At 64.9% G+C, this 26,819-nt stretch carries 7 protein-coding genes and 4 pseudogenes; 6 read left to right on the top strand and 5 right to left on the bottom strand.

Translation table 11 applies throughout. The annotated features are described in order from the left end of the window. Positions 1-2,824: condensation domain-containing protein (locus tag A5643_RS08455; RefSeq protein ID WP_156628680.1), on the top strand; the 2,824-nt coding region annotated here is incomplete at its 5' end. Here the strand turns inward: A5643_RS08455 and A5643_RS18670 are convergent. Beyond that, positions 2,749-3,483 (bottom strand): annotated as a pseudogene (locus tag A5643_RS18670) (AMP-binding protein); the annotation flags it as partial. The gene A5643_RS08455 and the pseudogene A5643_RS18670 overlap by 76 nt on opposite strands. Here A5643_RS18670 and A5643_RS08450 point away from each other — a divergent pair. Continuing rightward, positions 3,428-12,643: pseudogene (locus A5643_RS08450) on the top strand (amino acid adenylation domain-containing protein); the annotation flags it as partial. The pseudogenes A5643_RS18670 and A5643_RS08450 overlap by 56 nt on opposite strands. A gap of 350 nt (positions 12,644-12,993) precedes the next feature. Here A5643_RS08450 and A5643_RS08445 read toward each other — a convergent pair. From A5643_RS08445 to A5643_RS08435, 3 genes are all read right to left on the bottom strand, one after another. Then, positions 12,994-13,659 (bottom strand): methyltransferase family protein, encoded by a 666-nt coding sequence (locus tag A5643_RS08445; RefSeq protein ID WP_066853886.1) that lies wholly within the window; start codon positions 13,657-13,659, stop codon positions 12,994-12,996. A 196-nt stretch (positions 13,660-13,855) separates the two neighbouring features. After that, the gene (locus A5643_RS08440) at positions 13,856-14,686 is read right to left on the bottom strand and encodes a GAP family protein (RefSeq protein ID WP_231995503.1); all 831 of its coding nucleotides are present in this window, start codon (positions 14,684-14,686) and stop codon (positions 13,856-13,858) included. Positions 14,687-14,801: 115 nt separating this feature from the next. Next, on the bottom strand, positions 14,802-21,020 hold the full coding sequence (locus tag A5643_RS08435) for a type I polyketide synthase (RefSeq protein WP_231995502.1): 6,219 nt from the start codon (positions 21,018-21,020) through the stop codon (positions 14,802-14,804). Between the two features lie 273 nt (positions 21,021-21,293). On the opposite strand from A5643_RS08435, the gene A5643_RS08430 reads away from it, so the two are divergent. From A5643_RS08430 to leuA, 3 genes are all read left to right on the top strand, one after another. Beyond that, positions 21,294-23,069: an AMP-binding protein gene (locus A5643_RS08430; protein WP_066853882.1), complete on the top strand. Its 1,776-nt coding sequence runs from the start codon at positions 21,294-21,296 to the stop codon at positions 23,067-23,069. 160 nt (positions 23,070-23,229) lie between these two features. Next, complete coding sequence (locus A5643_RS08425; RefSeq protein WP_082948833.1) at positions 23,230-23,565, top strand: hemophore-related protein; 336 nt, start codon at positions 23,230-23,232, stop codon at positions 23,563-23,565. Positions 23,566-23,760: 195 nt separating this feature from the next. Beyond that, on the top strand, positions 23,761-25,572 hold the full coding sequence (leuA, locus tag A5643_RS08420; protein ID WP_066853880.1) for a 2-isopropylmalate synthase: 1,812 nt from the start codon (positions 23,761-23,763) through the stop codon (positions 25,570-25,572). A gap of 101 nt (positions 25,573-25,673) precedes the next feature. On the opposite strand, the pseudogene A5643_RS08415 reads toward leuA, so the two are convergent. Further along, positions 25,674-26,573: pseudogene (locus tag A5643_RS08415) on the bottom strand (DEDDh family exonuclease); the annotation flags it as partial. An 80-nt stretch (positions 26,574-26,653) separates the two neighbouring features. Between A5643_RS08415 and A5643_RS18130 the strand changes: the two are divergent. Next, positions 26,654-26,819: pseudogene (locus tag A5643_RS18130) on the top strand (DEDDh family exonuclease); the annotation flags it as partial.

Below are 26,819 nucleotides of genomic sequence, written 5' to 3'. Positions count from 1 at the left end.
GGATAACTGGTTGCGGCCGGTGCCGGTGGGTGTGGTGGGGGAGTTGTATGTGGCCGGTGCTGGTGTGGGGGTGGGGTATGTGGGTCGTTCGGGGTTGACTGGTTCGCGGTTTGTGGCGTGCCCGTTTGTGCCGGCGCAGGGGTGCGCGGGGGTGCGGATGTATCGCACGGGGGATTTGGTGGCGTGGGGTGCCGATGGGCAGTTGCGGTATGTGGGGCGTGCTGATGAGCAGGTGAAGATCCGCGGGTATCGCATCGAGTTGGGGGAGGTGCAGGCCGCGCTTGGGCAGGTGGGTGGGGTTGCGCAGGCGGTGGTGGTGGTCCGGGAGGACCGGCCTGGGGATAAGCGGTTGGTCGGGTATGTGACCGAGACCGTGGTGGGGGGTGTGGATGTCGCGGCGGTGCGCAGTGTGTTGGGGCAGCGGTTGCCGGGTTATATGGTGCCGGCGGCGGTGGTGGTGCTTGATGCGGTGCCGTTGACGGTCAACGGCAAGTTGGACAAACGGGCGTTGCCGGCACCGGAGTATGTCGATGCCCAGCGGTATCGGGCGCCGGGTGATCCGACTGAGGAGATTCTGGCCGCGGTTTATGCCCAGGTGTTGGGGTTGGAACGGGTTGGGGTGGATGACTCGTTTTTCGATCTGGGGGGCGATTCGTTGTCGGCGATGCGGGTGGTCGCCGCGATCAACCAAGCGTTGGGCACTGAGGTGGCGGTGCGGGTGTTGTTCGACGCCCCCACCGTCGCGCAGCTAGCCCAGCGGGTGGGTGAGGGTGGTGGGTGTGGTCGGCGCCCGGCGTTGGTGTCGATGCCGCGCCCGGCGGTGGTGCCGTTGTCGTTCGCCCAGCAACGGTTGTGGTTTTTGGAGCAGTTGCAGGGGCCGTCGGCGGTTTACAACATGCCGGTGGCGTTGCGGTTGTGTGGGCGGGTGGATGTGGATGCGCTGGGTGCGGCGTTGGTGGATGTGGTGGGTCGGCATGAGTCGTTGCGGACGGTGTTCACCGCGGTTGATGGGGTTGCTCAGCAGGTGGTGTTGGGGGTGGGGGAGGCTGATTTCGGGTGGGAGGTCGTTGATGCCGTCGGGTGGTCGGTAGCGCAGTTGGGTGAGGCTGTGGCGGCGGTGGCGGGTTATCGCTTCGATGTGTCGGTGCAGGTTCCGTTGCAGGCGCGACTGTTTCGGGTTGGTGGGGATGAGTATGTGTTGGCGGCGGTGGTGCATCACATTGCTGCTGATGGTGGTTCGGTGGCGCCGTTGGTGGCGGATTTGGGTGCGGCCTATGGCGCCCGGTGTGCTGGTCGGGTTCCGGATTGGGTGCCGTTGGCGGTGCAATACATCGATTACACGCTGTGGCAGCAGCAGTGGCTCGGTGAGGAGTCTGATCCAGACAGTGTGATTGCGGCGCAGTTGGAGTATTGGCGTGCGGCGTTGGCGGGGTTGGCTGAGCGGGTGGAGTTGCCGACCGATCGGCCGTATCCGCCGGTGGCTGATCATCGGGGTGCTGCGGTGCCGGTGGAGTGGTCGGCGCAGTTGCAGCAGCAGATCGCGGGGATGGCGCGGGCGCATAATGCGACCAGTTTCATGGTGGTGCAGGCTGCTTTGGCGGTGGTGTTGGCCAAGCTGAGTGCCACCACTGATGTGGCGATCGGGTTTCCGATCGCTGGGCGTCAGGATCCGGCGTTGGATGATCTGGTCGGGTTTTTTGTCAACACGTTGGTGTTGCGGGTCGATGTGGGTGGGGATCCGAGTGCTGCGGAGTTGGTGGGGCGGGTTCGGCAGTGTGTTTTGGCGGCTTTTGAGCATCAGGATGTGCCGTTTGAGGTGTTGGTGGAGCGGCTGAATCCGACGCGGAGTTTGACTCATCACCCGCTGGTTCAGCACATGTTGGGGTGGCAAAGTGTGGTCGGGGATCCCGCGGCGGCCTCGGCGTTGGGCGATGTTCAGGTCAGTGCGTTGGGCGCGGATCTTCATTCCGCGCGGATGGATGTGGTGTTCTCGCTGCAGGAGCGCTGGAGTGAGGTCGGCCAGCCTGTCGGTATCAGCGGGTTGGTGGAGTACCGCACCGATGTGTTTGACGCGCACACCATCGAGGCGTTGATTCGGCGGGTGGAGCGGGTTTTGGTCGCGTTCACCGCCGATGCCGCTGAGTGCCTTTCTGCGATCGATCTGCTCGATACCGGTGAGCACGCCCGACTCGATGCGTTTGCTCACCGGGCGGTGTTGAGCGCGCCGGCGGCCGCACCCGAATCGATCGTGGCGGTCTTCGCCGACCAGGTCGCCCGCGTGCCGGATGAGGTCGCGGTGCGCTTCGCCGGGCAATCGATGACCTACCGCGAACTCGACGAAGCCTCCAACCGGCTGGCCCACCGGCTGCTCGACGCCGGCGCAGCACCGGGTCACCACGTCGCGCTTTTGCTCACCCGCTCCGCTAAAGCCATCACCGCCATCCTGGCCGTCCTCAAAACCGGCGCCGCATACCTATGTGTTGATCCCGCGCACCCCGAGGCGCGCATCGAATTCGTACTCACCGATGCCGACCCAGTCGCCGTGATCACCAGCGAGGAGCTTGAACCGCGCGTCGGTGGCACCAGCGCACCGATTGTCGATATCAACGATCCGGCCATCGAAGCCCGCCCGGTCACCGCGCTGCCCGGCCCGAAACCCGATGACATCGCCTACATCGTCTACACCACCGGCACCGGCCGCAACCACCCATCGAGAACAAACAACGCCGCCCCCGGCACCGGCACCCCAATGGGTACCGGCCCCTCACCTGGAACCAGGGGTGCACTGACTGCGCCCAGGATGGTGGTTTCACTCGGCCCGTAGGCGTTGAGCATGAGCCGCCCCGGCGCCCACTGCTCGACCACCTCGGCCGGACATGCCTCCGCACCGACGAGCAAGGCCACCGACTCCAGCCCGGGTGGGGCCAACGCCTTCACCGCCGACGGGGTTTGGAACAACACGTCGACCTGCTCGTCAACCAGTAGCGTGTGCAAGTCGTCGGGTGTGGCCACGATCGCTTCGGGGGCCACCACGAGCCGTCCCCCGGGCAAGAGCGCACCGAAGATCTCCCACACCGAGGCGTCGAAGGCCAGCGAATGGCCCAGTGCCCACGTAGCCGGACGGGGCAACCCGGCATCCAGCGTCAGGATCAACTGCGTCAGGTTGTGGTGGGTGATGGCTACGCCTTTGGGGGTTCCGGTGGTGCCGGAGGTGTAGACGATGTAGGCGATGTCATCGGGTTTCGGGCCGGGCAGCGCGGTGACCGGGCGGGCTTCGATGGCCGGATCGTTGATATCGACAATCGGTGCGCTGGTGCCACCGACGCGCGGTTCAAGCTCCTCGCTGGTGATCACGGCGACTGGGTCGGCATCGGTGAGTACGAATTCGATGCGCGCCTCGGGGTGCGCGGGATCAACACATAGGTATGCGGCGCGGTTTGTGGCGTGCCCGTTCGGGGGTGCGGGGGTGCGGATGTATCGCACCGGGGATTTGGTGGCTTGGGGAGCTGATGGGCAGTTGCGGTTTGTTGGCCGCGGTGATGAGCAGGTCAAGATTCGTGGTTTCCGCATCGAGTTGGGCGAGGTGCAGGCGGCGTTGAGCGGGTTGGCCGGGGTGGAGCAGGCGGTGGTCATCGCCCGGGAGGACCGGCCTGGGGATAAGCGGTTGGTCGGCTATGTCACCGAGTCGGTGACCGGGATTGTGGACACCGGTGCGGCGCGCAGCACGCTGTTCGAGCAGCTGCCGGACTATATGGTGCCCGCGGCGATTGTGGTGCTCGAGCAGCTTCCGTTGACGGTCAACGGCAAACTGGACAAGCGTGCTCTGCCGGCGCCGGACTACGTTGATGCCGAGCGTTATCGAGGGCCGTCGTCGCCGACGGAGGAGATTCTGGCTGGGATTTATGCCCAGGTGCTCGGCTTGCCGCGGGTGGGGGTCGATGACTCGTTTTTCGACCTCGGTGGGGATTCGCTCTCAGCGATGCGAGCCATCGCCGCCATCAACCAGCCTTTCGATACCGATGTGTCGGTACGGGCGCTCTTCGAGGCGCCGACGGTGGCGCAATTGGCGCCACGCATCGGCGAGGTCTCGGGTTCGAGTGGACGGAAAGCGTTGACTGTGCAGCAGCGTCCTGAGGTGGTGCCGTTGTCGTACGCCCAAAACCGGATGTGGTTTTTGAACCGGGTCGAAGGGCAGGTCGCCACTTACAACATGCCGGTAGCGGTGCGGTTGCATGGTCCGCTCGATCCGAGGGCGTTTGGTACGGCGTTGGCGGATGTGGTGGCCCGTCACGAGAGCCTGCGAACGGTTTTCCCGGCGACGGGTGGGGTACCCGCGCAAGTGGTGTTGCCGGTCGGGCAGGCTGATTTTGGGTGGCAGGTGGTCGATGCCACCGGCTGGTCAGCGGACCAGTTGAATGCCGAAATCGCGGCGGTGGTGGGACATCGCTTCGATCTGGCGGCGGAGGTCCCGTTGCAGGCGAAGCTTTTCGCTGTCGCGGATAACGAATATGTGCTGGCGGCGGTGGTGCATCACATCGCCGGGGACGGGTCATCGATCGCGCCGTTGATGAGGGATCTGGGAGCAGCGTATACGGCCCGGTGTGGCGGGCGGACCCCCGATTGGGCGCCGTTGACGGTGCAGTATGTCGACTACACGCTCTGGCAACGGGAGCAGTTCGGCGATCTGGATGACGAGGGCAGCCCGATCGCCTCTCAGGTGGCGTATTGGCGGGAAGCGTTGACGGAGCTACCGGAGCGCCTCCAGTTGCCGACGGATCGGCCGTATCCGTCGGTGGCCGATCATCGTGGGGCGGCGGTGGCGGTGGAGTGGCCTGCCGGCTTGCAGCAAGGGATTGCCGAGGTCGCCCGAGCGCATAACGCGACCGGGTTCATGGTGGTTCAGGCGGCCTTGGCGGTGTTGTTGTCGAAGTTAAGTGGCAGCCGGGATGTGGCGGTGGGGTTCCCGATCGCTGGCCGGTCGAACCCGGTGTTGAATGAGTTGATCGGGTTCTTCGTCAACACACTGGTGTTACGGACCGACCTGACCGGTGATCCGACGGTGGCCGAGGTGTTCGATCAGGTTCGGCAGCGCAGCCTGGCGGCGTTCGAGCATCAGGATGTGCCGTTTGAGGTGTTGGTTGAGCAACTCAACCCGACCCGGTCGCTGACCCATCACCCGTTGATCCAAGTGATCTTGGCGTGGCAGAACTTTACGGACGATTTCGCGACGTCATCAATGCTCGGTGATCTGGCGGTCAGCCCGCTATCCGCTGAGACCCAGTCGGCGCGAATGGACCTGGTGTTCTTCCTGGAGGACCGGTGGACAGATTCCGGTGAGCCGGCCGGTATTTCGGGGTCGGTGGAATACCGCACCGACATATTCGACGCTGCCAGTATCGAAATTTTCGCAGGGCGGTTGCAGCGGGTCCTGACCGCGATGATCGCTGATCCGAGCAGCCCGGTGTCATCGATCGAGGTGTTGGAGGCGGCGGAGCGTGGGTTGCTCGATGAGTTCGGTCATCGCGAAGTGTTGGTTGCGTCGGTTGCCGAGCCGGGGTCGATTCCGGGAGTCTTCGCCGCGACGGTGGCCGAGGCGCCAGGTGCGGTAGCGTTGAGTTTCGCCGGCCAGTCGTGGACGTATCGGCAGCTGGATGAGGCGTCGAATCGGTGGGCGCATCTGCTGGCCGAGCGTGGGGCGGCGCCGGGCCAGTGTGTGGCGTTGATGCTGCCGCGCACTGCGGAGGCGGTCGTGGCGATCCTGGCGGTGCTGAAATCGGGGGCGGCGTATCTGCCAGTTGATGTTTCATTGCCGGATACGCGAATCAGCTTCATGCTCGATGATGCTGATCCGGTGGTGGCGATCACCACGGTGGAGCTCGCCGACCGGTTGGCGGGGGCGGATCTGGCAGTGGTCGACATCGCGGATCTCCGGATCGCAGAGCAACTCGCTACGAGTTTGCCGGAGCCGGGGCCTGGTGACGTGGCGCATATTATTTACACGTCGGGGACGACGGGCGCCCCGAAGGGGGTGGCGGTCACTCACCGCAATGTGACCCGGTTGTTCGACGGTCTGGATATCGGGGTGGGGTTGGGGCCGGATCGGGTGTGGGCAGCGTGTTCGTCGTTGGCCTTCGACTATTCGGTGTGGGAGATCTGGGGTGCATTGCTCACCGGTGGTCGCCTAGTAGTGGTCCCCGAGGAAGTGCGTCGGTCTGGGCCACAGCTGCAGGCGTTGTTGACGGCCGAGGGTGTTGAAGTGGTCAGTCAGACGCCGTCGGCGATCGGAATATTGTCGCCGCTGGGGCTGGGGTCGGCGACGCTGATGATTGCCGCCGAGCCTTGCCCGGTCGAGGTGGTGGATCGGTGGGCGCCGGGTCGGGTGATGCTCAATGGGTATGGGCCGACGGAGACGACGGTGTTTGCCACGATCTCCGCGCCGCTGGTTGCGGGTTCTGGGGAGGCGCCGATCGGTGTTCCGGTGCCCGGAGCGGCGGTGTTTGTTTTGGATGGCTGGCTGCGGCCGGTGCCGGTGGGTGTGGTGGGCGAGTTGTATGTGGCCGGCAGCGGGGTTGCGGTGGGCTATATGGGTCGGGCGGGGCTGACCGCGTCGAGGTTTGTGGCCTGCCCGTTCGGGGGCGCCGGCGCCGATGGTGATGGGTCTGCGGTGGGTTTGCGGATGTATCGCACCGGCGACCGGGTGGTATGGGGCCGCGATGGGCAGTTGCGGTATGTGGGGCGTGCTGATGAGCAGGTGAAGATCCGCGGGTATCGCATCGAGTTGGGAGAGATCGAAGCGGTATTAGCGGCACATCCGCGGGTGGCGCAGGCTGTGGTGATCACTCACACCTCCGTAACAGGTGCCGCCGGTGATGGTGCGGGCGTGCCGGATAAGCAATTGGTCGGCTATGTGGTGCCCGACCGGCGGATGCGGCTCGTGCGGGAACCGAAACGGGAAGCACAACTGGTCGATCAGTGGCAGGACGTCTATGAGGACCTGTACTCAGCGGAAACAACTCCCCCTGATGCGGCGATGGTGTTGGGGGAGGACTTTGGCGGCTGGAACTCGAGCTACACCGGTGAACCGATACCGTTGCCGCAGATGCGGCAGTGGCAGTCCGCGGCGGTGGAGCGGATCCGTGGGTTGGGTTCGGGTCGGGTGTTGGAGATCGGAGTCGGTTCGGGGTTGTTGCTGGCGAAGCTGGCGCCGGAGTGCGACGAGTATTGGGGGACAGACTTCTCCGCAGCGACGATCAAGAAACTCCAGACCGCGGTGTCGGCCCAGCCGTGGGCGAGCCGGGTACGGTTGCGGGTGCAGCCGGCCGATGTGATCAACGGCCTGCCCACGGGTTATTTCGATGTGGTGGTGCTCAATTCAGTAATCCAGTACTTCCCCAGCGGCGGATACCTGCTGGATGTACTGGCGGCGACGATGAAGCTCCTCGCGCCGGGCGGGGCGGTGTTCATCGGCGATGTTCGTAATCTCGCGTTGCTGCAGCCGTTCACCACCGCGGTGGTATGCGCCGATCCAGCCGCTGGGCTGGAGACCGTGGCGGTGGCGTCAGAGCGGGTGCGCCGGGAGATGCTCACTGAACAGGAACTACTGGTCGCACCGGAGTTTTTCACCGGGCTGCCGGCACAGCTGGGTGACATCACCGCCGTAAATGTACAGCTCAAAGACATGGATGTGGTCAACGAGCTCAGCGGCTACCGCTACGAAGTGGTGTTACACAAAGCGCCAGTCTCGTTGTGTTCGGCTAAGAATCTGCCGGTGCTCCCCTGGCACCGATTCACCGGCCTGACCGAGTTGGGTGAGTTCCTGCGATCCGAGCAGCCGACGGGGGTGCGGGTGTGTGGGTTACCCCACGACGGAGTCTGGCCGGACGTGGTCCTGGCCGCGGCGCTGGCCACCGCAGATGCACGCGCCACCGTGGAGGATCTGCGGGCCGGTTTGGTTGCACCGGAATCGGTGTCGGTGCGGCAATGCCATCAGGTTGGCGCAGTATCGGGGTATGCCACGGCGGTGACCTGGTCACCGACGCCGGGCCTACTCGATGTCATCTACACCCGGCAGGAAACCGGCAACGGCCAGCCCGCCCCAGTGCTCACCGACGTATATCTGCCGGCCGACCCGGTCGACTCCCTGGCCGAATACGTCAATGACCCGGCCTCAGTTGACCGGGTCTCCGAACTACGCAGCTATGCCACCGAGAAACTGCCCGCATACATGGTGCCCGCAGCGATCATGCTTCTCGATACGGTCCCGTTGACGGTCAACGGTAAAATCGACAAACGGGCCCTTCCGGCCCCCGAATTCATCACCGGGGCGACCTATCGTGCGCCGCGCGATGACCGGGAACGAGTGCTGACCACCTTGTTCGAAGAGGTCCTCGGCGCCAACCGGGTCGGGATCGACGAATCATTCTTCGACCTCGGGGGACATTCCCTTTCCGCCATCCGACTCTTGGCCCGAGTCCGAGTCGGACTCGGCGTCGAGGTGCCGATCCGGGTGCTGTTCGATGCGCCCACCGTGGCGCAACTAGCCGATTGGATCCACACCTGCGGACACAGAAGGGCAGGCCCGGCCTTAACTGCGCGGCCGCGTCCTGAGATCATCCCGTTGTCGTATGCGCAGCGACGGCTGTGGTTTCTGGAGCAGTTGCATGGGCCGTCACCGATGTACAACATGCCGATGGCGCTACGACTGACGGGATGCCTTGATGCCGACGCGCTCGGGTCCGCATGGGCCGACGTGGTCGCCCGCCACGAAACCCTGCGCACAATCTTCCTCACCGTCGACGGCCTTCCCACACAGGTGGTGGTGCCGGCCGAAAAGGTCGACTTCGGTTGGCAGGTCACCGCTGCCGCCGGTTGGCCGACGGATCGACTGGTCAAGGCAATCTCGGCGGTGGTGGAACACCGCTTCGACCTGACCAGCGAATGCCCGCTACGAGCTGAACTGTTCCATACTGGCAGCGATGAGCACGTGTTGGTCGCGGCGGTGCACCACATAGCCGGCGACGGCTCGTCGATAGCGCCGCTGGTGCGCGACCTCGGGATCGCCTATGCCGCCCGCTGCGTCGGGCAGGCCCCTGACTGGGCGCCGTTGTCGGTGCAATACGTTGACTACACCCTGTGGCAACAAGACTGGCTCGGTGAGGAATCCGCCCCCGACAGCCGGATCACCGCGCAGCTGGCCTACTGGCAGGAAGCCCTAGGCGGGCTGCCGGAACGCCTTGAGCTACCCACCGACCGGCCCTACCCAGCCGTCGCCGACTACCGGGGTGACATGGTGGCGGTGCAATGGCCCGCACAACTACAGCAACACATCGCCGAAGTGGCCCGCAAACACGATGCGACCAGCTTCATGGTCGTTCAAGCCGGCCTCGCGGTACTGCTGTCGAAACTCGGTGCCAGTGCCGATGTGGCCATTGGATTTCCCACCGCCGGCCGCCAAGATCCCGCCCTGGACGACCTGATCGGCTTCTTCGTCAACACCCTGGTGCTGCGCGTCGACCTCGCCGGCGATCCCACCATCGCCGAACTCATTGAGCAGATCCGCCAACGCAGCCTCGCCGCCTACGACCACCAAGACGTGCCGTTCGAGTTGATCGTCGAACGACTCAACCCGAACCGCTCCCTGCGCCATCACCCGCTGATCCAAGTAATGCTCGGCTGGCAGAACTTCGCCAAACACCCAGCCGCAACCACCTTACTCGGAGATATTGACGCAACTCCGCTTGCCGCCCCCACACACACCGCCCGCATGGACCTCATGTTCTCCCTCGAAGAACAATGGACGGAATCGGGTCAGCCAGCAGGAATCACCGGAATCGTCGAGTACCGAACCGACATATACGACCAAGACAGCATCAACAAACTCGTCAACCGATTCCAACGGGTTCTGACAGCGATCGTCGCCGATCCGGGACGGCCGATGTCGTCGGTGAATCTGCTCGATGTAGACGATGGTGTCGTGCTGGATGAGTTTGGGCATCGGGCGGTGTTGACCGGATCGAAAGCTCGAGCAACTTCGATTCCGGAGACGTTCGTGGCACACGTAGCCAAGCGGCCATCGGCGGTAGCAGTGCGATGTTCCGGCACATCGTGGACGTATCGAGAGTTGGATGAGGCGTCGAATCGGTTGGCGCATCTGTTGGTCGAGCACGGAGCGGGTCCGGGCCAGTGTGTGGCGTTGCTGCTGCCGCGCACCGCGCAGGCGGTCGTGGCGATCCTAGCCGTGCTCAAATCAGGGGCGGCATACCTGCCGATCGACCCGGCGGTGCCGGCCGCCCGAATCGAGTTCATGTTCGCCGACGCCGCACCAGTCGCAGTCGTCACCGATGGCCAATTGCGTGGTCGAGCGACCGACGCGGGTGTGATCGTCATCGATGTCGACGACCCCGCCGTCGATGCCCGGCCCGCCACGGCGTCCGTGCCCGGGCCGAAGTCCGATGATGTCGCCTACCTCATCTACACCTCCGGCACAACCGGCGCCCCAAAGGGGGTGGCGATAACCCACCGCAACGTGATCCAGTTGTTCGACGGTCTCGATGCGGGAATGCAGATCGGCCCCGACCAGGTATGGTCCGCGTGGCACTCCCTCGCGTTCGACGTGTCGGTGTGGGAGATCTTCGGCGCCTTGCTACATGGCGGGCGGTTGGTAGTGGTACCCGAAACGGTCACCCGCTCACCAAGTGACCTCCAGAAGTTGCTGGTCGCCGAGCAGGTAAATGTGGTGAGCCAAACCCCGTCGGCGGCAGGGATGCTCTCCCCGCAGGGGTTGGAGTCAGCGGTGTTGGCAGTGGCCGGCGAAGCTTGCCCGGTCGAGGTGGTGGATCGGTGGGCGCCGGGTCGGGTGATGCTCAATGGGTATGGGCCGACGGAGACGACGGTGTTTGCCACGATCTCCGCGCCGTTGGTTGCGGGTTCTGGGGAGGCGCCGATCGGTGTTCCGGTGCCCGGAGCGGCGCTGTTTGTTTTGGATGGCTGGCTGCGGCCGGTGCCGGTGGGTGTGGTGGGCGAGTTGTATGTGGCCGGCAGCGGGGTTGCGGTGGGCTATATGGGTCGGGCGGGGCTGACCGCGTCGAGGTTTGTGGCCTGCCCGTTCGGTGGCAACGGCGCCGATGGTGATGGGTCTGCGGTGGGTTTGCGGATGTATCGCACCGGCGACCTGGTGGTCTGGGGCCGCGATGGGCAGTTGCGGTATGTGGGGCGTGCTGATGATCAGGTGAAGATCCGCGGGTATCGCATTGAGTTGGGGGAGGTGCAGGCGGTGTTGGCCGCTGCTGCTGGGGTGGGTCAGGCGGTGGTGGTAGTCCGGGAGGACCGCCCGGGGGACAAGCGGTTGGTGGGGTATGTGACTGAGGTAACCCCCGGGGTGGTGGATTCGGTGGCGGTGCGGGACGGCTTGCGGCAGCGGTTGCCGGATTACATGGTGCCGGCGGTGGTCGTGGTGATCGAGGCCGTGCCGTTGACGGTGAACGGCAAACTCGACAAACGTGCACTGCCGGTACCGGACTATGTCGACATCGATCGGTATCGGGGGCCGTCGTCGCCGACGGAGGAGATTCTGGCGGGGATTTTCCGTCAGGTGTTGGGGTTGGAGCGGGTCGGGGTGGATGACTCGTTCTTCGATCTGGGTGGGGATTCACTGAGTGCGATGCGGACCATCGCCGCGATCAACCAGGCTTTCGATACCGATGTGGCTGTGCGGGTGCTCTTCGATGCACCGACAGTGCGGGGCTTAGCAGGGCAGGTGGGGCGAACCGACAACACCACCGAAGTGCTTCCCATCGAAGTCCTCCGGCATGGGACGGGCATCCCACTGTTCTGTATCCATGACGGATTCGGACTCAGCTGGTCGTATCGGACGCTCGCGGACTATGTGGACTGCCCGATCATCGGCGTCAACCACATCACCGAAGAAGCTGACGCCGACCGGGTAACGATACCGGCGATGGCGAGGAACTACGCAGACCGGATCCAAGCCTTGTATCCCGATGGGCCGTACAGGCTGCTTGGCTGGTCATTAGGAGGTCTTGTTGCTCACGAACTTGCCATCGAGCTCCAGCATCGCGGATGCGAGGTCCACGGTCTCGTCTTGTTAGACGCTCCGCTCAACGCGAATGGCATGAACCGACTTGCGGCAAGGGTTTCGCGACTGCTCGCGCGAAGTAGAACGTTTGCCGAACGAATGGTTTCAGAATATGTTTTCCGAACCAATCACATCGCTGTGCCCACCCCCCTGAGGCCGCTGACCTACAGGCGTGCGGAGGCGCTCCTCCGGCGCCGAGGTGGCGGCGGGTTCACTCTCCCCCCGCGGGAGATTTTCGACATCATGGTCGACAGCTTCACCGCGACCCAATTCGCCTTGTTGGATTACACACCCCGCGTCTTCGACGGCGCAACCGCGATATTTTCCGCCAACCAGGACATCAACGATGACACGAATTGGCGTCTACTGTTGCCACGCCAGCGACACGTGCGTAGCCAGTTCGCGTTCCAGACCGATTTGCAAAGTTGGCGACCATATATCGCCGGCGATGTCACCGCCGACTCGGTAGACTGCACCCACTACGAGATGTTGTCAGCCGCGGCCCTGCAGCAGTACGGGAAACAACTCCAACGATTCTTTGAGTGCTGATAGCCGTGATGTGCGGGCAATTCAACAGCAACGCTTTCATGAAACTGTTATCGCCAACCCGAGGCTGCGGCTTCATTAGAGTCGTGACCTGCGGGTGATGGCCGCGAAGCGACATTTGCGGCTAATGCTTGGCCGCGACCTGCCGGGGGCGCCTGCGTCCGCACGGTGTAGACCGCCTCGGTAGTCACGGCGGCGTAGATTTTCCGGTCGTCCGGGGGCGGTGCCCGCAAGAAAGAGCACTCGAATCTGCTCATGACGATCTCTGTCTCGCGACGCTGAAAGCGGCCGAAGGCCCAACGGTGCTGTCTCGAGAAGTCGTGGTGGTGTGAAGCCGCTCAACTGGCAGTTGATTACCAAACCCCAGGAGCCAAGCGGTAGCGCACCCTCTGCATGTAATCGGTGTAGTCACGCAATTCCCGTTGCAGCAACTTTTCCTCGTCAAGAATGCGCAGAGCGAACAGAAGAAGCTCGGGAACGACGAAGATGAGTCCCCAGTAGGACCCGAGTGCAAGTGGCGTGCCAACCAGCAGGAATACATTGCAGGCGTACATGGGATGGCGCACCAACCCGTACAACCCGGTCGAGACAAGTCGTTGACCCGTCTCGACTTGGACCGTCACCGACGCATGACTATTTTGCACCATAACGAGAAACGCACCGCTGAGCCCGACGAGGACCAGAACATAGCCGACCCCGGAGACTGCTGCGGGGACAGCAGCCCACCCGAAACGATGGTCGAGGGCACTGACGACGAACATCGATGCCCACAGCAAAAAGATTCCCGTCACAAGGGCTTTTTGCTGCCCGCGCGTCTCGGCGGCCACTTTGCGCCGCTGCAGCATCTGCGGGTTTCGGCGCAGGAAGTACAGGCTTGATAGCCATGCGAAGGCCGCAAATATAGCCAGAAGTATCCAGGCTCGCTCGTAGCCGAACGTGCCGGCAGGCACGAACAACAGCGCGGCGAAGGCCGCTAGCCCTAACGACCCCGATGCCAACATGTTCAAGATGGCTTTCATGTTTGCCCCCGCAGGTGTCGGCCATACCCCGTCGACAGCATACCCGTGTAACACCTTGCCTGGCTGCCAATTTCACTAACGCCGTACTAGCAGATCTTGAGCCCGAGAGAAGACACCGCGGGGTGCGGGAGTTCCAAGAACCTTGCGTAACCCGGTTCGGTCTGGGCACGAGCGGCCGGGAAAAGCCCGCGGAGCTTCAGAGCCCGCCCATCGACCGAACCACCAGAGAAGTGCCAACTACCGCCAAGATGGCCGCAACGAAAGCCTGTTGATGCACACGGGCCCAATCGTGTACCCGTTGCAGAATCGCCTGAGTGTTCGTAGGAACGATCCAGTTGCTGAGGAGAATGGCTTCTTCGAGTAAAAGCACCCCGATCATGAATGCCACGACAGCCGCGAATTGCACACCCATAGCGGCGCCCGACGCCACGATGATGGCCAGCGCGAACAAGACTCCGTCGAGTGGAGGCACAAAAATCACGCCAATGACGAAGGAGATCCACGGGGATCCGTTGCGCCACGCCCGGCGGGTGTGAGTTAACAGGCCCCGCGTGGTGTCTCCGTCTCGGGCGTCGTCATCCTGATCGGGATACAGCAACCGGGAAAGCAGAGACGACTTCAATGCCAGCGACGTGCCGTTGCCCTCGTTGACATCAGCCCTTTCGGGGCCCGGCACTGGGGTACCTTCCAACAGAAGTTCTCTTTTACGGGACTGCTTTACGAGCACGCCGACTGCCATCACCGCTGAAAGAGCCAGAAGGACGATGCCCAACCCTAGGGCAACGCGGTGCGCCGTTGAATTGGCCGACGGGTGCGCGAAACTTCTCACGAAGGAGGCCGAAGCGGGTGTGGCGTAGAGAGCGATCAGTGCGCCCAGAAGGGTGCCCAGGCCTATGATGACGGCGCCAACCCAGTAAGCGAACAGATTTTGCATGGGTCGGGGCCGAGAGAGCACCAGAAGGATGAGGCTGAGACGGATCGGACTGATGGTCGTCAAAAGCGCCAGTGCCAGCAATGAACCCCACATGAGCAGCTACCGGATCCGCCGCAGATGTTCTGATCCGGTTGCCGGGCCGGATGAGCGAAAGCTCGCGGTGTATTGCCGGCCCGGTATGGCCCTATCAGCGAGTGCCGCATCGACATCAAGCAGCGTGAACGCGCGCAAGCTTCTCATATAGCAACTCCGTTAGGTTGTGAATCGTGGTGATGTCGGTGATGGCGATGCGCACCCCTGTCTCTGTCTCGATGCGGGCGCGTAACTCATGAGCCCCCAATGAATCCAGTCCGTACTCGAATAGCGAGCGGCCGGGGTCGACGTTCTGCCGCACGATGAGGCTGGCGTGATCGGCGATCACCCGACGCAGGAGCAGCGGCCACCGATCGGCCGGCGTTCGATCGAGTTCGGCAAGCAAGGCGGCGCGTCCGGCCGAATCATGCGGGGCAGCACCACACATTTGCGCAAACAGGCTCCGCCTGGCCACAGCTTTGGCATTCTCGTCCCAGTCCGGCGCGTATCCCGAGAAGACTCGATCGTGACGCAACAGCGTTTCGAAGGCGTAAGCGCCGTCTTCCCCAATGATGGCACCGCCGCCCGGCTCCGTCGCCGCTCCACCGCACGGACGAGTGCTCCACGTACCCCATGCGATCGTGTTGGCGGGAAGTCGCTGGGAACGCCGCCAATGGCTGAAGCCGACCAACCAACTGTCGGCCGCTGCGCGAACTTCTTCACCGGGCGAACCGACGGTTGTGGCTATCGAGGTGAACAAACAGAACCAGTCCACAGGCTGCCCCGTTGTTGCGCAGTGGAGATTCCATGCGCCGCGGACTGTCCGCACCCAATGGCTCTCGCCCGCATCGGCCGTCGAATCTGCCAGGGCCGGGCGCGCGGCGCTGCTAACAGCGTGCAGGACACCGCGGAGCGGAAAACCACCCAGCTTCGCCGTTTCGACAGCCCGCGCAACAGTGGCGAAGTCAGCAACATCACCGCGTTCGACCACGACGTCGACTCCGTGCCTTTGCATCGCCGAAAGTGCTTGTTGCGCACTGCTGTCAGGTGTCAACGCGGAGATGATCACGAGTCGACCGCAGTTGCGATCAGCCATCAACTGTGCGAAAAACAGACTCAACCCATCAAAGTCGCCACTGATGATATAAGAGCCATCCCTGCGGAATGGCGAGATCTCCGCCGGAGGCAATACCGCCGCGGAAACGTTGGAATCCGAAAGATCGACGATCAAGGGGCCGCTGCAAGCGGCTGCGCCGAGCGAACCAAGCGCACTGGGGGCCTCCGCCAGCCGGAGGAGTCGATAGGGTTGTGCCGGTAGCGACCCGTCGGCGACGTGCCCGTACACCGACGTCAACAGGCGGTTCAACTGGTCAGCTTGGTGGGTGGCCATCAACTGCAGGTCGACCTGGGCGAACATGAGGTTGCGGCGACCGGGCGGCTCCAGCGAGATCTCGGCGGAATCGGGGCCCTTGTTCATATCGATGAACCGCCCACCGACAGCGAGCAATCGCGGACCCGCGAGCCGGAGCCGCTCGTCTCCCGAGCTGAGGACGATGTCGATGCCATAACCGCCGGTGTCGTGATGAATCTGCTCGACGAGGCCGGTCAGCTGGGGTCCGTAGACGTGTTGGACGCCGTCTTCATGCAGCAATCGCAGATGCTCCGCATTGTCGGCCAACACGAAGATGTCAGCGCCGATGTTGCGCGCGATCGCAATGGCGGCTTGTGCGACTCCGCTTGCACGGCAGTCAATCATTACCTTGTCGCCCGCGGTGACACGGGCTAACTCCACTAATGCGTACCAAGCCCACGCTTGGATGCTGGAAGCTGCCGCCGCTTGCGCGTCCCCCAACGCGGGAGGTAGGGCGATTGCGGCGCCTGCATCACAGAGCAGATACGTCCTGCAGGAGCCGGCGTAGGCAAGGCCACCAACACGATCCCCGACCCGATGGCACGTTACGCCGGTGCCCACCGCGGTCACCACGCCGGCAAAGCCTCCGCCGAGCAGCGATGACTTGGCTTCGCCCTCACCTTGCTCGGCCAGCGCATCGGGAGCGGCGATGGCGGATGCGGTGACTGCGACCTCGATCTGTCCGGGGCTGGGCGCGTTTCTGGAGCAGACAACCAACTCTGCGGAGCCGAGATCTCCCGGCGTACGCAGGCGCAGCCGCAGACCGTCATGCTCGTTGTGGACGGCCTTGGTCTGTCGTTCATTAAGACGCAGCGGCGCACGACGTAGTCGCGCGGTGTACCAATGACCGTTTCGCCAGGCTGTCATATCTTCATCCGAGCCGCCGATCAGCTGCTGGGCCACCTGGACGGCACCGGTTGCGTCATCGATATCGATTTGGCTCGCCCCGAGCAGCGGGTTCTCAGCGCCGATCGCGCGAATCAGACCGGATAAGCTCGCTTGCTCGAGGCATGGCGCCTCACCGCGCACTACGGTGTGCGCCTTGACGGTGATGACGTAGAGGCGAGGCGCTTCACTACATAACCGCGACAGGTCTGCAAACAAACGAGCGAAGCAGCGCACCCGATCCTCACTCAGCGGCTGAGGCTGTTTCTCGGTGCCACCGCCTCCCGGCCCCGCAAGAACGACGACTCCTCTGAACCGGCGATCGCGCAGCTGGTTGCCCAGCTCATCCACGGGTAGGTCACGCCTGTCGGTTGGCGACCACCGCAGTGAAACGCAATGCGCCCCAGCGGACGTCAGTGCAGAAGTCAAGGCAGCCACCATCGGGCTGACTGTTGCGCCGGCGTCGATCATCAGCCAGGCTCCAGCGTCGGCGTATTCTGTAGTCGCCAGTTCTCGTTGTTGCCATTCGACGCCCAACAGGCTCTCGGACAGTCTCCGGTCCCGTCGTGTCTTCGCGGATTCGATGCCAATCTGCAGGCCGTCGACCACCACGAGCACCGCTCCACTTTCGTCGAGAACATCGATGTCGACCCGAGCTACTGCGTCGGCGGCGCTGCTGACTCTGGCATAGCAATAGCGAGCCCGCGCGGTCGAACCGTTGACGCGGAGGCGGTTCACGCCGAGCATCGGGGCACCGGAAGCCACTGCCGAGACGCTGAGGTGGGCGCCGACGGAAAGAAAACATTCCGCCAGCAATGCCGGGTGGATTACGTAGTCGTCCAGTCGCGACCGGACGGCGCGGGGAAGTGTGATCTCGGCGAGGTGCGTCCAGACCTCGCCCCCGCTGCAACGTCGACCAACCGCTCCGGGATGGACATCTGCCCCGTCGCAGCGACGAGGCTGCGCAGCCAGGAGAGTCGGCATGTCGTACGCAGGCTTCTGGCCGCCCGGCACAGCACGTAGAGTCGCGGCAATGTGGCGGCCTCGTTCACCGTCATGCGCGCTGACCACCGCAAACTCAGCCACCCCCGGCCCCGTCAATACAGCGGAGGCCCCGATGACGGAAGATCGGTGTGGCGATGGCGCCGGCCCGAACCGAAGGTCGCGGACCTCGGACTCCGGACCCAGAACCGCACGGGCGGCCGCCAGGGCCATCTCGCAGAAAGCCGCTTCGGGATGGCCGAGCGCACCATCGTTTTCCGGGACAACCGCCGCGGGGGGACTGACGGCGTCGACGTCAGGCTGCCACACATGCCGCTCAGGCTCCCCGGGCAATCGCACATGCGACCCCAACAGGGGATGCACGTCCACCGTGCACCCATCGGTAGCGCGTGATGCCGGGCGAGCCTCGTCGAGCCACAGTCGTTGATGCGACCAGACCGGCAGCGGAACATCCACCAACTGCCCGCGCGGAGCATCGGCGACGAAGGCCACTTCAGCGCCGGCGCGATAGAGGTCCGCGGCCAGGCCGAGGAACCCGTCGGGCAGCGGCCGGCCGTCGCGCATCGCGGGGAGTGCCGCGAGCGGCAGGTCGCGGTCGCGTCCGGTCTGCACGATCGGATCGGTCAGGTGCGGGTCCGGCGCCAACTCGGCAAAGACCCGGAAGCCGTCGTCGAGTGCCGCCTGAACCGCAGTGGCAAACCGCGCCATCCCCCGTGCGTTGGTCACCCAATAAGCGGCGTCGCATGTGGGCTGCTCACGCGGGTCGAAGAGAGTCGCCGAATAGATGGGCACCCGTGAGGTCATCGGTTTTATACCGCCGAGCGCGTCGGCCAATGCCTCGATGATCGGATCGAGCTGTGGTGAGTGATACGCGATGTCGACCGGACTCTCATGGGCGACGACCCCGCGTTGATTCCAGGTCGCCAGTAGCTCATGAATGGACTCACGTGCGCCGGCAATCACAGTGCATTCCGGTGCGGTAACCACCGCGATAGCGACATCGGTGAGGCCGCGCGACGTCAGCTCGGAGAGCACCTTCTTGGCAGGCAATTCCACCGTCGCGATGGAACCGCTGGTGGGGAGCCGCGACGTCAACCGGGATCTGCGGCAGGCCAGGAGCACCCCGTCCTCGAACGACAGCGCGCCGGCGACGACGGCAGCGGCCGTCTCGCCGAGTGAGCACCCGATAACCGCGCCGGGACGCACCCCATACTCATTGAGTGTGGCCGCCAACCCGACTTGCAACGCGAACAGCGTCGGTTCGATCCGACCCTGACCACAAACGAATTGTGGGTTCGTCAACGCCTCGGTCACCGAGAACCCGGACTCGCGCAAGATGAGTGGCTCAGCCTGCCTAACGGTCGCGTTGAACGCGGGCTCGGTCGCCAGCAATTCAGCACCTAGCACCGCCCATTCCGGGCCTGGACCAGGAAAGACCCACACCGAGCCTCGCCCCGCGTCGTCCACGGTGGACGGGTAGGGACGCTCATCGCCGGCAATGTCGTGCAACGCATCGACGAGCTGCGCTCGGGTGCGGGCAACGGCTACAGCGCGCACTCGACGGTGCGCGCGGCGGTGCGCCAGGGTGTAGGCCAGGTCCGGCAACGCCACCTCATCGTGGGCCTGCAACCAATCAGCAATGCGACGCGCGGTGCGTCGCAGCGCATCCGTCGAGCCCGAAGACAGCGGGAAGAGCATGCGATCGGGCACCAGATCATCGGACCCATCGACGGCCGGCGCCGCATTGACGCCGTCGCCCGCGGCTTGCTCAAGTACGACATGCACATGGCTTCCCGATGCGCCAAACGACGACACCGCAGCCCGCCGTGCGGAGAGAGTGGCCGGCCACGGCATGTTCTCCTGCGGGACGACAAGGCCGGTGCTGATGGCCGCCAGCGCCTCCGGCAGCCGGGTGAAGTGCAAGTTTTGCGGTATGACTCCGTTCTGTAACGCCAGGACCGCCTTCATCAGCCCGAGCACACCGGAGGCGGCCTGCGTGTGACCGAAATTGGTTGTCGCCGCAGCCAACGCGCAGGTGCCGCCACGTCCGTAGACCTCGGCCAGCCCGGCGTATTCCAAGCGGTCGGCGGCGGCGGATCCGGCGCCGTGCGTCTCTACCATGCCGACAGTGTCCGCAGCGATCCCGGCGGTGACCAACGCCTTCCGATAGCCGGCGGTGCCCCCTGGGTAGTCTCGTCGCGTGGCGGCTGTGCCACGTATCAGCGCCAGCACCCGATCGCCATCGCGCTGCGCATCAGCCAACCGCTTCAGCAAGACCACGACGCAGCCCTCGCCGGGCACGGTCCCGTCCGCTTCGGCGTCGAAGGCCCGACAACGCCCGGAGGGGGACAGCGTTTCCTCGGCCGATCCGGACGCCCACCTGCGCGGGTTCACCAGCAGCGCGGCACCGCCCGCCAGTGCCAACTCGGCTTCATCGTCATACAGACTGTGACATGCCAGATGGACCGCGGTCAGGCCCGCTGAGCCGGCGGTGTCCACGGTCAGCGCCGGACCACGGAGTTTCAGAGCCCGCGCGATTCGGCCGGAAGCCAAGCCCATGTCGCTCCCGGTGAAACCGTACGGTTCCGCCGTCGGATCGGCAGCGGCGCCAAGCAACTGGTAATCGGAGTGCGCCAACCCGATGAAGACACCCGCTCGTGACTCGGCCAACGTCGATGGGTCTATACCGGCGCGCTCGATCGCCTCCCAGCAGGTTTCCAGCAACAATCGGTGCTGCGGATCCGTTGCGGCGGCCTCCTGCTCGCTTATCCCGAAGAAGTCGCGATCGAAACCGGCGATGTCGTCGAGGAATGCACCCCGGTCTGGCATCGGCCGGCCGGTGGCGGGTTCATTCCACTGCTCGGGATCCCAGCGGGCAGCCGGCACGGCGGTCACCAGGTCCGCGCCCCGCAGCAAGGCCGTCCACAGTTGGTCGGGCGAATCGATACCGCCGGGCAACCGGCAACCCATCCCGATGACAGCAATCGGCGTAAGGGATGGCTCGGGAGGGGAGGGCGATCGCAAGCCTGAGAGCGACACGGATTCCGGTGCAGCCAACTGTCCCCCTACCCGCAGACCCAAGAGCCGTTATGGACCGGCGCCGGGTGCTATCCCCCGCGAGCCTGCGACGGCACCCCCGCCCGAAGTCACGATCGCGCGGCTTGGCCGGCAGACATCACTCATTACCGTAACTTCACGGCCCCGTTATGTCACCAAAAATCAAGCGATTTCTCAGGCTGATCGCTGTGTCGCAGTAAGGCAGCCCTGAGCGAGGATTTCTCGCAAATTGTCGACGTTTCCTGTTCACGGCGACGGACGCGGAGATACGCTATGGCCGTGGGGATTTCCGGGGGCCAAACTTCTATTCTGACCGTGCTGCGCGAACGCGCAGGCTTACAGGGCGACGACGTCGCGGTCACGTATATCGACTACGACCAGAACGAATCCGATGTCGAGCAGAGCGTGACGTTTTCACAGTTGTATCGGTGGACATTAAACGTCGCGCGCGAACTGGCGGGATCCGGGTCGACCGGTGACCGTGCGGTCATCTTGGCGCCACAGGGACCCGAGTACATCGCCGCATTTCTCGGTGCCATGCAGGCGGGGCGCATCGCGGTCCCGCTCTCCGTTCCGCTGGGCGGTGTCAGCGACGAGCGGGTCAGCTCTGTGTTGCGTGATGCGTGCCCATCGGTCGTCCTCACGACTTCGCAGGTAGCCGGCGTGGTGGCCGAGCACATCGACGCGCCCCCCGGGGTGGTGACTCCAGCGATCGTCGAAGTCGACCGACTCGATCTGGACGGCCCGGCGAGCGCCGCGCCGGGGCAGGGCCACCCTTCAGTGGCGTATTTGCAGTACACCTCCGGGTCGACGCGTCAGCCGGCGGGCGTCATGATGTCCCACCAAAATCTGATGGCGAATTTCAAGCAGGCGACGGCAGGCTATTTCGCGGATTACGACGGCCTGGACACCTCGACCGGCGCAATCGTGTCATGGCTGCCCTTCTACCACGACATGGGCCTCTACCTGGGGATCTGCGCGCCGGTTCTCTCCGGAGCCAAGGCCATGCTGATGAGTCCGTTGGCGTTTCTGCGTCGGCCGGCCCGCTGGATGCAGCTGCTGGCGAGCCATGGGCGGACCTACTCGGCCGCACCCAACTTCGCTTTCGAACTGGCGGCGCGAAAGACCACGGATGAGGACATGGCCGGGTTCGACCTCTGCGATGTTCTCGCCATCATCACCGGGGCCGAGCGAGTCCATCCGGCGACACTTCGGCGTTTCACGCAACGCTTCGCCCAATTCAACCTTCGCGAGGCGGTGATCCGCCCGTCCTATGGGCTTGCGGAGGCCACGGTCTTCGTAGCGGTGTCGCCGGCGGAGAAACCGCCGACGATCGTGCGGTTCGAATCCGAGAAGCTGTCCGCCGGTCAGGCGGAGCGCTGCGTCGGCGACCAGGGTATGCCGCTGGTCAGCTACGGCTTGCCGGAGTCGCCGACGATTCGCATCGTCGACCCCGAGACCTGCGTCGAGTGCCAGGCCGGAGCGGTCGGCGAGATCTGGGTGCACGGCCCCAACGTCGCCGCGGGTTACTGGCAGAAGCCGGACGAGAGCACCGCCACCTTCGGCGGGCAGTTGGCCACGCCGTCGGTGGGGACGCCGGCCGGCCCGTGGCTTCGCACCGGAGACGTGGGCTTCATCGACGGAGACGAGTTGTTCGTGGTCGGACGCATCAAAGACCTGCTGATCATTTATGGGCGCAACCACTCGCCCGACGACATCGAGGCAACGGTTCAAGAGATCAGCCGCGGCCGGTGTGCCGCGATAGCGGTTCCGGACAGTACGACCGAGAAGCTGGTCGTCATCATCGAAACGAATAAGCGAAGCCAAACCCACGAGACGGCGATGGAGGCCTTCTCCGCGCTCAAAGGTGAGGTTGCTACGGCGATATCGAACGCCCACGGTCTCGCGGTGGCCGATCTGGTCCTGGTGGCACCCGGATCGATCCCCATCACGACGAGCGGCAAAATCAGGCGGAGGGCTTGTGTCGAGCGGTATCAGGGTGGCCAGTTCACCCGGCTGGATGCCGAGCCGGTGCCTACGCCGAGCTGATGCACGACGAAGCCGGGAACGATATCGCCCGCACCGCCGCAACCCGGCGCACCGCATAGCCGTTGCCAACGGACCAACCGACGACGATGCCGGTGGGAAACACCCCGGGAAAATCCCCGGAGGGCGAGTAGAGTCTCCCCACAAGGGAGGAGGTCCGCAGATGAACGGCAATACTGTCCGGTGGGCCATCGCGGCCGGAGGAATGGCGTTGGCGATGACGGCGGGGGCCGCCACGGCGACCGCCGACCCCGATGTGAGTCCGATGGTCAACACCACCTGCAATTACGACCAGGTGATGGCGGCGTTGGAGGCGCAGGACCCGGCGGCGGCGGCCCAGTTCAACGCCTCACCGATATCGAAGTCGAGCCTGCACCAATTCCTCGCCGCGCCGCCGGACCAGCGGCAACAGATGGCCCAGATGGTCGCGAGCCAGCCGGCCAATCAGCAGTACTTCGGGTTGATCCAACAGGTCTTCGCCACCTGCAACAACTACTGAACAGGGTCTGCCAGCCGGACCGCGGTGACCCTCGCATCGGTTTTCCCGTCACTGTGCGACACGGTAAGATGGGACACGATGCAGCGGATGCTCCTTCTGGAACGCCGCGGCGGGGCCTGATCGAGACCGGCTCCCCGTCGCGGGTGTTCTAGCGCGCCGGTCTGAGGGTCCATCTCACATCCGGGAGCAAGCACCGTGACTCACTTCTCTTCACCCGACGCCTACACCGCGGGCTCAGCGCGCCCCATCACCACACCCGCCGGCCCACCCAACGCCGGTCAGCCGCCGTGGAACACCCAGCGCGGCTCATCGATGCCGGTCGCTCGATATCGATCGTTTGCCGAGGAAGTCGAACCGATCACGCTGGCCGACCGCACCTGGCCGGACACCGTCATCGACCACGCGCCGCTGTGGTGCGCGGTGGACCTGCGGGACGGCAACCAGGCGCTGATCGACCCGATGAGCCCGGCCCGCAAACGCCGCATGTTCGATCTGCTGGTCCGGATGGGCTACAAGGAAATCGAGGTCGGCTTCCCGTCGGCCAGCCAGACCGACTACGACTTCGTCCGGGAGATCATCGAGGGCGGCGTCATCCCCGACGACGTCACCATCCAGGTCCTCACCCAGTGCCGCGACGAACTCATCGAGCGCACCTTCGAGGCGTGCGCCGGTGCCCCCAACGTCATCGTGCACTTCTACAACTCCACCTCGATCCTGCAGCGCCGGGTGGTCTTCCGCGCCGACCGCGCCGCGGTACGCGAGATCGCGGTGGCCGGCGCGCGCAAGTGCCTGGTCGAGGCGGCCAAGTATCCGCAGACCCGGTGGCGCTATGAGTACTCACCGGAGTCCTACACCGGCACGGAACTGGAATACGCCAAAGAGGTCTGCGACGCGGTCGGCGACGTCATCGAGCCCACCCCGGAAAACCCGATCATCTTCAACCTGCCGGCCACGGTGGAGATGACCACACCCAACGTCTACGCCGACTCGATCGAGTGGATGCACCGCAACCTTAAGCGGCGCGACGCGGTGATCTTGAGCCTGCACCCGCACAACGATCGGGGCACCGCCGTCGCCGCCGCCGAGCTTGGCTATCAGGCTGGCGCTGACCGCATCGAGGGCTGCCTGTTCGGCAACGGCGAGCGCACCGGCAACGTCTGCCTGGTCACCCTGGGGCTCAACCTGTTCAGCCGCGGGGTGGATCCGCAGATCGACTTCTCCGACATCGACGAGATTCGCCGCACCGTCGAGTACTGCAACCAACTCAGCGTTCCCGAGCGGCATCCCTACGGCGGTGACCTGGTCTACACCGCTTTCTCCGGCAGTCACCAGGACGCCATCAACAAAGGCCTGGACCAGATGAAGCTGGACGCCGACGCCGCCGACACCGATGTCGACGACCTGCTGTGGCAGGTGCCCTACCTGCCGATCGACCCCCGCGACGTGGGTCGTACCTACGAGGCGGTGATCCGGGTCAACTCCCAGTCCGGCAAGGGCGGGGTGGCCTACATCATGAAGACCGATCACGGGCTGGTGCTGCCACGCCGGTTGCAGATCGAGTTCTCCCAGGTTGTGCAGGCACTCTCCGACGGTGAGGGCGGCGAGGTGTCGCCGAAGGTGATGTGGGACGCCTTCTACGAGGAGTACCTCGCGCCGGTCGCACCGCTGGAGCGGATGCGCCAACGCGTCAGCGCCGCCGAAGTCGACGGCGGCACCGACCGCATCGAGGCGGTGGTGAAGGTCGACGGGGTGGAGAAGACCATCAGCGGCGCAGGCAACGGGCCGCTGGCGGCGTTCGTCGACGCGCTCACCGACGTCGGTTTCGATGTCGCGGTGCTGGACTACTCCGAGCACGCCATGTCGGCGGGGGAGGAGGCCCAGGCGGCGGCCTATGTGGAGGCCGACATCGGCGGCAAGACGGTGTGGGGCGTCGGCATCGCGCCGTCGATCACCACGGCCTCGCTGCGGGCGGTGGTTTCGGCGGTCAACCGCGCGGTACGCGCCTGACCCGCCGCGCCGCGGCTCGGTGTTCCCTGAAAACGACACGCTGGCGGCGCAAAACAGCCGACCGGGGCCCTATAACGCCGCTGGCGTGTCGATTTCAGGGATCAGAACAGGGCGAACTGTTCCCCGCGGGGCCGGGAATCGCTGAACTCCTCGACGCCGACACCGGCGAGCACGGTGTCGATACCGGTGAGGAACGCGGCGTCGGACAGCACCGGCACCCCTAACTCGGCGGCCAGATAGCCCTTGCCCTGCGTGGGGCGGGCCGCGTTGCACACCACCAGCGAGGTGTGCGGGTCCACCCCGTCGCTGTAGGCCAGCCCGGCACGCAGCATCCGCTCCAGCAGTTCGTCGTGGGTGCGGGTGCACTCCGCGGACAGCGCCACCCGCATCCCCTGGACCAGCGGGCCGCCCGGCACGTAGCGGCCGGGATTCTGATACGCGCACGGCATCCGCGCGGCCAGCATCTTCAACGGCCGCAGATCGGCGTGGGTGACCCGGCCGTTGGGCCAGCGCTGCCTGGACACCGGCCGGATCGGCAGCCACACGTCGATCTCGGCGGCCCGACGCAACAGCGGCGCCAGCACCTGCGACAGCACCAGGGCGTCGTCGAACGCGTCGTGCGGCCGGGCCTGCCGGAACCCCAGATGCGCGGCCAGGGTCTCCAACCGCAGGTTCGGCAGCCCCAGCTTCAGCCGCCGCGCCAGCTCGAGCGTGCACATCACCGAGTCCACCGGCAGCGCCGAGTCGGCCAACTCGGCTTCGGCGGTCAGGAAGCCGTAGTCGAACGCCACGTTGTGGGCCACCAGCGTGCGGCCGTGCAGCAGGTCGGCGACTTCACCGACGATCTCACCGAACCGCGGCTGACCGGCCAACATCGCCGCGGTGAGACCGTGCACATGGGTGGGGCCGGGATCCACGCCCGGATCGAGCAGGCTCACCACCGACCGCTCCACCTGACCGTCGGCGTCCAGCGCCAGCACCGCGACACTGAGCACCCGGCTGAGTTTAAGGGGCGACACGACCGGCGGCGACACGGCGATGTCCGCTGCGCATGCCATGCTCGGGACATGAGGAGGCTCCGATGAACGGTTGGGGTCGGCCCGCCGGGGAGCCGGGGTCGGGCTGGGCGGTCGTCGACGTCGAGACATCCGGCATCCATCCCGACCGGGCCCGGGTGCTCAGTGTCGCGGTGCTGGCGCTGGACGCCGACGGTCAGGTGGAGCGGTCGGTGGTGAGCCTGCTCGATC

Source organism: Mycobacterium sp. 1274756.6 (assembly GCF_001668625.1).
GTDB lineage: Bacteria > Actinomycetota > Actinomycetes > Mycobacteriales > Mycobacteriaceae > Mycobacterium.
The sequence above is the reverse complement of the archived record's forward strand: the minus strand, read 5'-3'. Positions and strand labels throughout refer to the sequence as shown.

Coding starts and splice junctions, on each gene's coding strand:
- A5643_RS08445 (WP_066853886.1), bottom strand. CDS start 13,659: ATGAAAGCCATCTTGAACATGTTGGCATCGGGGTCGTTAGGGCTAGCG.
- A5643_RS08440 (WP_231995503.1), bottom strand. CDS start 14,686: ATGTGGGGTTCATTGCTGGCACTGGCGCTTTTGACGACCATCAGTCCG.
- A5643_RS08430 (WP_066853882.1), top strand. CDS start 21,294: ATGGCCGTGGGGATTTCCGGGGGCCAAACTTCTATTCTGACCGTGCTG.
- A5643_RS08425 (WP_082948833.1), top strand. CDS start 23,230: ATGAACGGCAATACTGTCCGGTGGGCCATCGCGGCCGGAGGAATGGCG.